This is a genomic window from Wolbachia endosymbiont of Wuchereria bancrofti, from assembly GCF_002204235.2.
GTDB lineage: Bacteria > Pseudomonadota > Alphaproteobacteria > Rickettsiales > Anaplasmataceae > Wolbachia.
In genome coordinates this window covers 1-11,383 of the sequence record NZ_NJBR02000055.1, presented here as the reverse complement: position 1 = coordinate 11,383, position 11,383 = coordinate 1, and the positions used below count along the sequence as shown (strand labels likewise).

Genomic DNA, 11,383 nt, shown 5'->3' with positions numbered 1-11,383 from the left:
TGTTGTCTTCCCATGGTCCACATGTCCTATCGTTCCTACATTGACATGCGGCTTCCCAAATGCTTCCACTACTTGTGCTGTAGCTTCTACTGCTGTTGTCATAATCGTTACCCTTAATTATACTTTAACTCATCGACCACATACTGTGGTACTTGTTCATAACAAGAAAAATGCATGCTATATTGAGCTCTTCCTTGAGACATAGAACGCAAAACATTTATATAACCAAACATATTTGCAAGAGGCACTAAAGCAAGAATTATGGTGCTATTATTATGTGTCTCCATACCTAAAACCTGTCCCCTCCTACCATTTACGTCGCCCATAATATCGCCCATATATTCCTCAGGTGTAATAATCTCAACTTTCATTATAGGCTCTAACATTTTTGGGCCAGCCTTATTTGCCATTTCTTTAAAAGCACCCTTAGCAGCTAGCTCAAAAGCCAAAGGACTTGAATCAACTTCGTGAAAAGCACCATCAATAAGAGTAGCCTTAAAATCGATAACCGGAAAGCCAGAAACCATACCTCCTTCTTTTATCAATTCCAGACCATTTTGCACACCAGGAATATATTCTCTTGGAATTGCACCACCTACAATTTTACTTTCAAATTGAAATCCAGAACCAGCCTCAAGAGGCTTAAACAAAATCTTTACTTTAGCAAATTGACCAGCACCGCCTGATTGCTTCTTATGCGTGTAATCAATTTCAACAGATTTAGTAATAGTCTCACGATATGCAACTTGAGGAGCGCCAATATTGACATCAACGTTAAATTCACGCTTTACTCTATCAGTAATGATTTCAAGATGTAATTCACCCATACCTTTTAATATAGTCTGACCATTTTCTGCATTCACTGGAATTCTTAAAGAAGGATCTTCTGCAACTAACCTACTTAAAGCAATACCCAATTTCTCCTGATCTGAAGCAGTTCTAGGTTCTACAGCAACTTCAATAACAGGTTCAGGAAATTCCATACGTTCTAACAATATAGGAAAATCAGATGAACATAAAGTATCACCAGTGATTGCTTTCTTCAATCCCACTAAAGCAACTATATCCCCAACTTTAGCTTCATTTATATCTTCCCTATTGTTTGCATGCATAAGTAACATTCTACCAATTCCTTCAGTCTCATTTTTTCCTGCATTTAACACAGTAGATTTAGACTTCAACTTACCGGAATAAATACGAATAAACGTTAAGTTACCCACAAATTTATCTGTCATCACCTTAAATGCAAGAGCAACAAATTTCTCTTTTTCTGAAGGTTTAACCTTAATTTTCTTTTCTAAATCCTTAGGATCAGTCCCAACAACTTCATCAACATCAACAGGAGAAGGTAAGAAATCAACTATACTGTCTAAAAGTGGTTGCACGCCTTTATTTTTAAATGCTGATCCACACAACACAGGAACAAATGCTCCTTTAATAGCTCCGCTTCTCACGCATCTTTTCAACAAATCTACTGGCAAGTCGTTAGATTCAAAGTAAGCATTCATTGCTTCATCATCCATTCCAGCAGCAGTGTCTAATAAAAGATTTCGATACTCTTGAGCCTTATCAAGTAAATCAGAAGGAATATCTTCATAAGAAAATTTAGCACCTAATGTCTCTTCTTCCCATATAATGGCTTTCATAGAAATTAGATCAACTACACCTTTAAAATCTTTTTCACTTCCTATTGGTAGCTGAATGACTAAAGGTACTGCCCCAAGCTTACTCTTTATCATATTAACACATCGATAAAAATCGACTCCTATTCTATCCATCTTGTTAATAAAACAGACACGAGGAACACTATACTTATCAGCTTGATGCCAAACAGTCTCAGATTGAGGTTCAACTCCCGCCACTCCATCAAATACAGCAACTGCACCATCTAAAACTCTTAAAGACCTTTCGACTTCAATAGTAAAGTCAACATGACCGGGAGTGTCTATTATATTGATTCTATAACCATTCCAAAAACAAGTTGTTGCAGCAGACGTGATTGTAATACCACGTTCTTTTTCTTGCTCCATCCAATCCATAGAAGCTGCACCATCATGCACTTCACCAATTCTATTTTGCTTACCAGTATAAAATAAAATACGCTCTGTTGTGGTAGTCTTACCAGCATCTATATGAGCCATTATACCTATATTTCTGTATTTGGATATATCAATTTCCATATCACCATCAATTAGCTAATGTTAAAAACGAAGATGAGAAAAAGCCTTGTTAGCTTCAGCCATTTTATATTTTTCTTCACACATCTTAAATGCACCACCGCGTTTATTATATGCATCCAATATTTCAGAGCACAAACACTTAAAAAACTCTTTTCCACTTTTTTTTCGCGTAGCAGAAGCTGATTTAACAATCCACCTCAACGCCAAAGAAACAGCTCTATCTTTTTTAACTTCAACAGGCACTTGATAAGTTGCACCACCAATACGACGGGAACGCACTTCTACAGAAGGTGTAACATTCTCCACTGCCGTTTCAAAAATTGACACTCCTCTTTCATTCACCTCTTTTTCAGCTGAAGATAAAGCATTATAGACAATTTTTTCTGCAACGGATTTTTTACCATATTTCATGATTACATTAATGAAACGCATCAGCAAAACACTATCGTAACGCGAATCGGGACTTATTTTTCTCTTCCTTGCTTTATTTCGACGAGCCATAAAACCTTAACTAGATTTTTTTACACCATATTTTGAACGAGCCTTTTTGCGATTTTGTACACCACGCAGATCAAGAGCACCTCTTATTATATGATAACGCACACCTGGTAAATCTTTAACCCGACCACCACGTATTAAAACAACAGAGTGCTCTTGTAAATTATGGCCTTCGCCAGGTATATAAGCTGTCACCTCACCATACCCACTAATTCTTACTCTAGCCACTTTACGTAGTGCTGAGTTAGGCTTCCTAGGAGTTGTAGTGTACACTTTAGTGCAAACACCTCTTCTCTGAGGGTTGCTTTTCCCCAAGGCTGGCACCTTCTTCTTACAGGACAATTTCAACCTGCCCTTACGTACTAATTGATTTATCGTAGGCATATGTTAAAAACCCAAGCTCATTAAAATAACTTAAGTTCTAGTTATAAAATAATAAACCTCAATAGTCAATATAAAAATAAACATTACTATTCTAATAATTTGAGCCCACTAAACTCTTAGTAACAATAGACTCCTTAGTAATCATTATTTGAGAAAAAAGCTCAGCGTATGATCAGAAAAAAGAACCTGCTCAGATAACAGAGTTCTATATAGATCGACCCTGTTGTGAATCTGCATCCCTGCTCCTTTCAATTTGTTCTGCAAAAGATATCTCCTGCTCACTAGTATGCTGAAGGGCTTAGCAATTTCATGCACAACAGCAGTAACTGCAGTCAAGAACGTTTTCAATAACGCACCTAGAGCTCCTCCAAACTGCTTCCCTACCATATATACGAACTTGTTTTTCATTGTCATCAGCGATTTCCCCTGCTCTCCTTTTCGGATTCATCCTATGAGCAATGACTGAAAACAACACTTCCCTAAAAGACTTCATTCATTTCTTTGCTTCATGAACATCTTCATCGCTTGCTGCCTCATGTTCATGGCTTAAGTGCTTAGCGTTCATTAGCTCCTTTTGTTGCTGAGCAAACATACCACTTAACACTTCTCCCATTATTTTTTTCCTTTGTTTTTCTATGACTCTTTCTCATAGACTCTAATTTATCACGATTATGCTTTGCAGTTTTAAATTCTATATCAATATCTTCAGATACTGCCCAACTATACAAAGTTTCTATGAGCCTATCTATACCTCGCTTTACTTGCATAGTCCTTTTGTAACTATCTAAACGATTCCTTCATCAATTTGATCTAAAATGTCCCTAAAAGTTTTTAAATAGTCTTAAATATACTGTGCTATATCTTTCTCTTTGTGTTGCTCTTTTCTTGGTTTAGCTGACTTCATTTTTTAAATCCCTCTCTCTTCTATAATCGTTATTTCCTTACTATTATTGTTTCCTTTTTTAAAAAGATAATCGCCATTCATAATTTGATTAAAATTTTCACCAACTACTATTGTATATGAAAAGATTAAATTGATGTTAATGGATGGTATTTACAACTTCAGCGCTAGCTAAAACTACAGTGAAGCTGTCAAAGCAGCGGGGCCATAATAACCTCTCATACAGTTCAACTGAACATCTGAGCCTAACCTTCTCTCTAGCATTAAAACTAATTTTATAATCATATTAGAGTTCAATATAGCAGAATTACATGACAATTCATCAGCCAATGTGGAGTCTAAAATTCCTTTGATTTTTATTGTAATGTGTCTGCTTCTAGCACAATCCAATACTTTTCCCCAGCTAAAAGAAGAAGTACCTTTTATTTTCTCTATTATTACGCAAAGTAAACCTCAAATTTCGTATATTATTTAATATGACAAAATTATTATCATGACCTTTAATCTTTAGCTGCAACTTGCTCATTATCACCCCCTTTTATAAAAATATCAAAATTAATTGTCGATGTGAGACTTCATCATGCTGATCTATAGCGCAATCACTCTCTAAAATGGTTCCATTATCAAGACCTTTAATACCCTCAAGTATCAAGTTAATAAGTTTTGTAACGGCAAACGCACTACTTATATGATAAGTATATAAGTCGCATAAGAATCTTGCCTTCGTAGCAAAATTGTATAGCGTATGAAGGTTGTTATGATTTACCACGTACAATCTTAAGTAAGGAATAGTGACCTGCTTAGGTAAGTAATTATAAACTTAGTAACGTATTTCCTTAAATTAGAGTCCGCTTTTAGCGCTGTATAAATGCTATTGTACAACTCATTTATAACCTGAATTTTCTCTATAATTGACCCCTTTGTCCACGATTATTTAAAAAACAACCCATGGTTCACGGAATGGGGAATACACCTCCTTCACTTCAGACAAATATCTATTCACCTCCGATTTCACGATTTTTATAAAGAGCAGAAACATGCTGCACAATACCTAGCTTTATCTGTCCAGAAGAACACTGTCATAGCCGGCTTCATATACAACATCAACTCTTATTGCATTCAAATAATTGAAAAATTCAACGTAGTCTCCTGCATAACTGAAACGATATTTAAGTGTTCTCTTCTCTTCACTTTTAGATATTGTGCAGTAGCAGATATTATTACCTTAATAGAATCATAGCTTAAATAGATTCTATGAAGTACATAACCTTCACAATAAAACTTGCCAAGTTTGTTTTACTAGCTACTTTTTCATATACCATCCAGCGTAATCGGTTGCTATAAAAATTAGATTTGAGATCAACTTATCATCTTGAGCATTTTCAATGCACAAAAAAGATTTAACTTCTTTCAAAGTCACTGGAAGAGATCCAGGCTTAGATTTATGCTTGCAATATATTCTTGCTGAAATAGACATAATAACCCCCCTTTATGTATGTATGGCGTAAGTAAGATTTCCCCCTCACTTGTTAATAGGATCTATGGCTTCGAGATACCATAAGAATGTCGAGAAACCACACCTATTTCAGCTAAATTTCGCGCATTCAATATTAAGTTAAATCTGTATAGCAGCAATTCTAAATGCTTGAAAATTTTGAACTTTTTGCTATAAGTTCCTTACTGTGTGTCCTACTACATCAAGGAGAGAACGTATTAAAGCTATTTCTCCCTTTTTGTTAATAAAAATCGAACTTACAGCGTATTCAACTAGGCCAGATTTCAGCAAATTAACATTTTGAGGATAAATATTATTGAAGATGAAGTTTAACTCACTAGCAAGTAAATTGTGAAACTTTTGCACACTATTATATGCGATATTTTTAAGCTCATGCGCAAATTCATCTTGAGCGACAGTTGTTACATTCTTAATTTCTTCATAAAACTATTTCAGCTTCTTTCTCTTACTCTTAAAATTTTTTGTGAAAATTTCCATATTTATTTAACTTAACCACTATTGCAATTATAATGATAATGAAAAATTACCAAAGTAAAAAATTTATACTCCACCTACAACTGTACAAACATCTGATTGAAAGGTAACTCTTCTTCCGTAATTCGAATAGCTGACACTGGTTACGGATATTGTTTCCGACGCATTCTCTCAGAACACGTTATCTACTAAATAACTTGCAAATACTTTTTACTAGATTCCAGCATCAAGCACTATCTTAAGACTTTAACCTCTTACAATACTCTAACGCACAAATACCCTAACCCCATCAGCGTATAAGTTTGCATGGCTTTTTCCAGTGCTGAGCAGTGCTAGCCCGATGTTGTCTACGCTAGAGCGCAGTTCCCCTACTTCCTCATTATTTTCATTCGTTACTTTAGTGCCAATATTGGGCAGTGCATTATCCCCCTCAACAAGGTAAAGCTTTTTTCTGAATATTTCTTGTCTGCTCATTCGACTTACAACTTCCTGACCTATATAACATCCCTTGTTAAAACTTATACCGTTTATTTTATCGATTAAATATTGCAGCGGAAACGACAAATTTTGCACCATATCTTTTGCTCCATCTGGAACAAGATTTTGGATTCTCACTCTCTCATATTGAGCAAAATCTCCAACTAGTTCCTTTATTTCATTTTTGTGTATTATCCTCATTTCCAATAACTTATGTCTTGGGTCTTGAAAAATAATCTGTGATTCATTGCTACACTCCGTTGACTTAGTATCAAACAAAATCCCAACCTTATATAGTGCACTAATGTCCTTAATCTTCACTCTTAAATAAGTTTTGAGCAAATCTAGTTTCTCAATTATTTGTTGCAAGTACATGTTTTCACATTCCAAGAAGATACATTTGCCATATCCAATAAGAAAAAAATCGTATAGGTATTTTCCCTGAGGACTAAGTAATAAAGAATAAATAGCCTTTTGGCTATTCAACTTATTGATATCATTTGTTATAACACCCTGCAGGAAACCCCTCGTATCTGGGCCGTATAAAACTATTACACCACGGCTTGGTAATGGTATATAACCCATAAAATTTCTACTAATGAACCTAAATTTCACTATACAGCATCGGGCACTTCTCGTCTTCTCATATTTTACAAGTTACAGCCCTTGAAATCTAACTTACAAATGTATATATAGACTTACAGGTTAATTTGTTGATGAGGAAAAACGAATGTCAAGTGTAAGCTTAAGTGTATTGGATGATAGTGTTCTGATTAAACCTATCAATGAAGAAAAGCAAGGTGGGATTGTACTTCCATCAAGTGCTGAAAAGAAACCTACTAAAGGTGAAGTTATAGCAACCGGTGAAGGTTCACGCAATTCAAGTGGCGAACGCATAGCTTTGACTGTAAAAGCTGGTGATAAAGTGTTTTATCGCCAATGGGCTGGTACAGAAATAGAACACGGTAGTGAAAAGCTTATCGTAATGAAGGAGTCAGATATACTTGCTATTATTAAGTAGCAGTCTTTATTTTTACTAAATTGAAACAAAGCACAATATAGTGCATTACAAATAATTTTATTATAGTTTTCTAAGTTTTTTATTAACAAGAGGTGATAAAAATGACTAATGTAGTAGTGTCAGGTGAACAGTTGCAAGAAGCTTTTCGTGAAGTTGCAGTAATGGTGGACTCAACGGTAGCAATAACTGCTGGACCTAGAGGAAAAACAGTAGGGATTAACAAGCCCTATGGAGCACCAGAAATTACAAAAGATGGTTATAAGGTAATGAAGGGTATTAAGCCTGAAAAACCTTTACATGCTGCAATAACAAGCATCTTTGCTCAAAGTTGTTTTCAATGTAATGATAAAGTTGGTGATGGTACAACAACGTGTTCAATACTAACTAGCAACATGATAATGGAAGCCTTAAAGTCAATTGCCGCTGGAAACGATCGTGTTAGCATCAAAAACGGGATGCAAAAGGCAAAAGATGCAGTATTAGAAGGGATTACATCAATGTCCCGCACAATTCCTTTGGAAAAAATGGATGAAGTAGCACAAGTTGCAATAATTTCTGCAAATGGTGATAAGGATATTGGTAATAGCATTGCTGATGCTGTTAAAAAAGTTGGAAAAGAAGGTGTGATTACCGTTGAAGAAAGTAAGGGCTCAAAAGAGTTAGAAGTTGAGCTTACTACTGGTATGCAATTTGATCGTGGTTATCTTTCTCCATACTTTATCACAAGTAATGAGAAAATGATTGTAGAATTTGATGATCCATATCTCTTAATTACAGAGAAAAAATTGAGCATTATACAGCCATTACTTCCTATTCTTGAAGCTGTTGTTAAGTCTGGTAGACCTTTACTTATTATTGCAGAAGATATTGAAGGTGAAGCATTAAGTACTTTGGTTATCAACAAATTGCGTGGTGGTCTAAAAGTTACTGCAGTGAAAGCTCCAGGTTTTGGGGATAGAAGAAAAGAGATGCTTGAAGATATAGCAGCTTTAACTGGTGCTAAATATGTAATAAAAGACGAGCTTGGAATCAAGATGGAAGACCTAACTCTTGAAGATCTCGGTACTGCTAAAAATGTTAAAGTTACTAAAGATAATACCACAATTGTCAGCGGAAGCAGTGACTCTGATAGAGTAAAAGCTAGAGTCGAGCAGATCAAATCTCAAATTGAAACCTCAACTTCTGATTATGATAAAGAAAAGCTAAGAGAGCGTCTAGCAAAGCTATCAGGTGGCGTTGCTGTGCTTAAAGTCGGTGGAGTAACTGAAGTAGAAGTTAAAGAACGTAGAGATAGAGTTGAGGATGCATTACATGCAACAAGAGCTGCAATTGAAGAAGGTATAGTTCCAGGTGGTGGAGTTGCACTTCTTTATGCTTCGTCTGCTCTCGATAAGCTAAAAGGTGGAAGTGATGAAGAACAGATAGGTATAAATATTATCAAGAAAGTTCTCAGTGCCCCAATCAAGAGATTAGTTAAAAATGCTGGCCTTGAGTCCGCTGTTATAATTGATCATTTGACTAAGCAGAATGATAAAGAGCTTATATATAATGTCGAGGCTATGAATTATGCTAACGCATTTACTGCCGGTGTCATTGATCCAGCAAAGGTAGTACGTATTGCTTTTGAAACAGCGATATCTGTTGCAAGTGTGCTGATTACTACTGAATCTATGATAGTTGATGTACCAAACAAAGAAGAAAACGCTTCATCTCCTATGGGTGCAGGCGGCATGGGTGGAATGAATGGATTCTAAGTAAACGAAACCTTGGAGCAATTTGCTCCAAGGATACCTTTTAGTTCTCAAAATTTCATATTTTACTGTTTATTAAAGATAATACGAATAAATTGTAATACAGTTACTTTGTACAAAAAGGTACTATTGTATTGCTGTTTATTTTCTATAGTGATTTATTCTTTTCACTCCTTAGTGCTATATTAATAAATAGTTAATATAATGTTGTTAAATATAGTAGTAAAAATCTAAATACTTCCTTTACAAAAGAATAGAATTATCTTTATGAAAATACGTATATATTTAATATTGTTTTTGCTTTTCTCTTGCACTCAACTGTATGCTGACGCAGAAGTTGCAAAATTTGATTTGCTTATTGGTAAGGTAAATGAAGCAAGCCTCACCTTTGAAGGTGCAATAAAGGTTACAATAAAACCAGGCTGGCATATATATTACAAAGATCCTGGAGATTTCGGTCTTCCCACTTCTTTTGATTGCAAGGGTAATACATCAAATATAGATATTCACTGGCCTACTCCAAAGGAGCATAGAGATAATTTAGGAAGAGAGATATTTATCAGTAACGTATATGAGGACATGGTGTTATTTCCCTTTAGGGTGAATATGTTTTCAAGTCAAGAGTACGTTGATCTTAACTTTCATATAAAATATGCGATATGTAAAGATAAGTGCATTCCTAAAAATGCTGAGATAAAAGTGAGACAGCCACTGAAGAATTTTATAGATTCTGATGTCAATGAACTCATAAATGAGTGGTATAAAAAATAGAGCTCCAGATAGGTAATCTAGTTAAGCTGCCAAATTTCAGTGCGTACTGTACAAACGTTACAATTTACAGGTAATTTATGCAATAAATGATATTACGTGTGCTGATTTTACCATAAATATTTCAAATAAGATCTTGGGTAAAACCCCTGATTTTGAAGGTATTGGTGTTAATTTTTCTTATCCACTGCAGGTATTGTATGGTGCTGTCCACTTGGTCGTCATGACAGATTCCTGGAAACATTAAAATCTCATACTCAAAATCGTTTAGCCATACTGCTTGATGCAGTAGAAAAACCTTGCCAGACTCTATAGTCGGAACAATTTAATGAAATCAAGTGAGCTTATTATTATGTGGCATTATTTTGACAACGGGTAAATCACTGCTTACCTCCAGATCTTGTACTAATTGTTGACCACTTGTTTCTGCTTTAGTCAAAATTGCATGTGGCATCCATCTTTCTGCTAAGGATAAAACTTGCTCTTTAAGTTTTGGATATTCAAGTTTTGCACGTTATACATCAAGTAAATAGAATTTATTACCTACTTTTGCCCAGGTAGTGCAGACGCTAAAGTTGCTAGCGTCGCCTGTTAAAACTGTAGTATCCCAGCTTTAAGCTACAGGCAAGAGATCATCAGGAAAACTTCTATAGCGCTTCAGCCACTCTTGTTTAATTATATCACTTGAAAGTGACAGAGGGTTTTGTTGACATTGTACAGCAAAAGCGTAATTCCCAAGTCAGCTTTTATCGTTTCAATCTCTTCTTTTCCTCCATCTAAGAGATATAGCAACTGACCTTCTTCTCTCGAGGGTAATATTAAAGGTGGCGTTGTTTTAGCACTTGATGCTGTAATTCAGCTCTTGTACTTATTTGTAGTTACTCTGATTACAGGGATTAAGAGAAGGGGACATTGGCTTTTCAATTGAATAGATAGACTCCTTATTTTTAGCTATTGTTGACAAACAAATTTAATGCAACATATTTTTCTGTTTGGAGAGAAGGTGTCCGTCAAATCTTCCTTGATGTAGCCTATGCACCACAAGCACAATTATTCCTTTTTTCTGTTGTTGAGCCTAGTTACTAAAGTCTGATCAAACTAGCTTGTGGCACGCTTTCTAAGCGTTTCGCTCAAAGCTTGAGCGGAACTCAGTGGGTCGTCAACGATAATAAAATCACCGTCTTTGCCGGTTAATGTGCTCCCAACAGACGTTGCAATTTTGTATTCTCTCCGCATTGTTTGAAATTTATATTTCGTATTTTGTTCTATGGATAGTTCTACTTCTAGAAATAGCTTTTTATACCAATCAGATTGCATTGTGCACCTAGTATCGAGCGAGTGCTTTTCGCTGGGAATAGCTTACAACTATTACTCTATACTCACATCCCGTACTACCGTTTTGAAAGCATAACT

Annotated in this window: 13 protein-coding genes and 1 pseudogene; 3 read left to right on the top strand and 11 right to left on the bottom strand. The window is 35.4% G+C overall.

Features of this window, described 5'->3' with window-relative positions; genetic code table 11:
- Positions 1 to 113 precede the first annotated feature (113 nt).
- The 10 genes and pseudogenes from fusA to ygfZ form a co-directional block, all read right to left on the bottom strand.
- The gene (fusA, locus tag CCY16_RS03055; RefSeq protein WP_088414865.1) at positions 114 to 2,180 is read right to left on the bottom strand and encodes an elongation factor G; all 2,067 of its coding nucleotides are present in this window, start codon (positions 2,178 to 2,180) and stop codon (positions 114 to 116) included.
- 21 nt (positions 2,181 to 2,201) lie between these two features.
- Entirely contained in the window at positions 2,202 to 2,681 is a 480-nt protein-coding gene (rpsG, locus tag CCY16_RS03050) for a 30S ribosomal protein S7 (protein ID WP_088414863.1), read from the bottom strand.
- Between the two features lie 6 nt (positions 2,682 to 2,687).
- Complete coding sequence (rpsL, locus tag CCY16_RS03045; protein ID WP_011256545.1) at positions 2,688 to 3,062, bottom strand: 30S ribosomal protein S12; 375 nt, start codon at positions 3,060 to 3,062, stop codon at positions 2,688 to 2,690.
- A gap of 307 nt (positions 3,063 to 3,369) precedes the next feature.
- Complete coding sequence (locus CCY16_RS06220) at positions 3,370 to 3,555, bottom strand: hypothetical protein (RefSeq protein ID WP_245800747.1); 186 nt, start codon at positions 3,553 to 3,555, stop codon at positions 3,370 to 3,372.
- 61 nt (positions 3,556 to 3,616) lie between these two features.
- Positions 3,617 to 3,829, bottom strand: a complete 213-nt coding sequence (locus tag CCY16_RS06215; RefSeq protein WP_245800746.1) for a hypothetical protein — start codon at positions 3,827 to 3,829, stop codon at positions 3,617 to 3,619.
- Between the two features lie 537 nt (positions 3,830 to 4,366).
- Complete coding sequence (locus tag CCY16_RS06685; RefSeq protein WP_281250508.1) at positions 4,367 to 4,489, bottom strand: hypothetical protein; 123 nt, start codon at positions 4,487 to 4,489, stop codon at positions 4,367 to 4,369.
- Positions 4,464 to 4,872: pseudogene (locus CCY16_RS06810) on the bottom strand (DUF3168 domain-containing protein). Before CCY16_RS06810 ends, CCY16_RS06685 begins: the two are co-directional and overlap by 26 nt.
- Positions 4,873 to 5,266: 394 nt before the next feature.
- Complete coding sequence (locus tag CCY16_RS06205) at positions 5,267 to 5,440, bottom strand: phage head-tail connector protein (RefSeq protein ID WP_088414861.1); 174 nt, start codon at positions 5,438 to 5,440, stop codon at positions 5,267 to 5,269.
- A gap of 189 nt (positions 5,441 to 5,629) precedes the next feature.
- Positions 5,630 to 5,824, bottom strand: a complete 195-nt coding sequence (locus tag CCY16_RS06200; protein WP_245800744.1) for a hypothetical protein — start codon at positions 5,822 to 5,824, stop codon at positions 5,630 to 5,632.
- A gap of 393 nt (positions 5,825 to 6,217) precedes the next feature.
- Positions 6,218 to 7,015: a CAF17-like 4Fe-4S cluster assembly/insertion protein YgfZ gene (gene ygfZ / locus CCY16_RS03015; protein WP_088414859.1), complete on the bottom strand. Its 798-nt coding sequence runs from the start codon at positions 7,013 to 7,015 to the stop codon at positions 6,218 to 6,220.
- A gap of 145 nt (positions 7,016 to 7,160) precedes the next feature.
- Here ygfZ and CCY16_RS03010 point away from each other — a divergent pair, with 145 nt between their 5' ends.
- From CCY16_RS03010 to CCY16_RS03000, 3 genes are all read left to right on the top strand, one after another.
- A complete protein-coding gene (locus tag CCY16_RS03010; protein ID WP_088414857.1) occupies positions 7,161 to 7,451 on the top strand; it encodes a co-chaperone GroES in 291 nt (96 codons plus the stop codon).
- A 101-nt stretch (positions 7,452 to 7,552) separates the two neighbouring features.
- The gene (gene groL / locus CCY16_RS03005; protein ID WP_088414855.1) at positions 7,553 to 9,205 is read left to right on the top strand and encodes a chaperonin GroEL; all 1,653 of its coding nucleotides are present in this window, start codon (positions 7,553 to 7,555) and stop codon (positions 9,203 to 9,205) included.
- A gap of 264 nt (positions 9,206 to 9,469) precedes the next feature.
- Positions 9,470 to 9,973, top strand: coding sequence for a protein-disulfide reductase DsbD domain-containing protein (locus CCY16_RS03000; RefSeq protein WP_088414853.1), 504 nt, complete (start codon positions 9,470 to 9,472; stop codon positions 9,971 to 9,973).
- Between the two features lie 1,095 nt (positions 9,974 to 11,068).
- Here CCY16_RS03000 and CCY16_RS07020 read toward each other — a convergent pair.
- A complete protein-coding gene (locus CCY16_RS07020; protein ID WP_245800743.1) occupies positions 11,069 to 11,287 on the bottom strand; it encodes a hypothetical protein in 219 nt (72 codons plus the stop codon).
- Between the last annotated feature and the right edge of the window lie 96 nt (positions 11,288 to 11,383).

Bases quoted from the DNA above. Each gene is read 5' to 3' on its own strand.
- fusA (WP_088414865.1), bottom strand. From the start codon at position 2,180: ATGGAAATTGATATATCCAAATACAGAAATATAGGTATAATGGCTCAT.
- rpsG (WP_088414863.1), bottom strand. From the start codon at position 2,681: ATGGCTCGTCGAAATAAAGCAAGGAAGAGAAAAATAAGTCCCGATTCG.
- rpsL (WP_011256545.1), bottom strand. From the start codon at position 3,062: ATGCCTACGATAAATCAATTAGTACGTAAGGGCAGGTTGAAATTGTCC.
- CCY16_RS06220 (WP_245800747.1), bottom strand. From the start codon at position 3,555: ATGAAGTCTTTTAGGGAAGTGTTGTTTTCAGTCATTGCTCATAGGATG.
- CCY16_RS06215 (WP_245800746.1), bottom strand. From the start codon at position 3,829: ATGCAAGTAAAGCGAGGTATAGATAGGCTCATAGAAACTTTGTATAGT.
- CCY16_RS06685 (WP_281250508.1), bottom strand. From the start codon at position 4,489: ATGAGCAAGTTGCAGCTAAAGATTAAAGGTCATGATAATAATTTTGTC.
- CCY16_RS06205 (WP_088414861.1), bottom strand. From the start codon at position 5,440: ATGTCTATTTCAGCAAGAATATATTGCAAGCATAAATCTAAGCCTGGA.
- ygfZ (WP_088414859.1), bottom strand. From the start codon at position 7,015: ATGGGTTATATACCATTACCAAGCCGTGGTGTAATAGTTTTATACGGC.
- CCY16_RS03010 (WP_088414857.1), top strand. From the start codon at position 7,161: ATGTCAAGTGTAAGCTTAAGTGTATTGGATGATAGTGTTCTGATTAAA.
- groL (WP_088414855.1), top strand. From the start codon at position 7,553: ATGACTAATGTAGTAGTGTCAGGTGAACAGTTGCAAGAAGCTTTTCGT.
- CCY16_RS03000 (WP_088414853.1), top strand. From the start codon at position 9,470: ATGAAAATACGTATATATTTAATATTGTTTTTGCTTTTCTCTTGCACT.
- CCY16_RS07020 (WP_245800743.1), bottom strand. From the start codon at position 11,287: ATGCAATCTGATTGGTATAAAAAGCTATTTCTAGAAGTAGAACTATCC.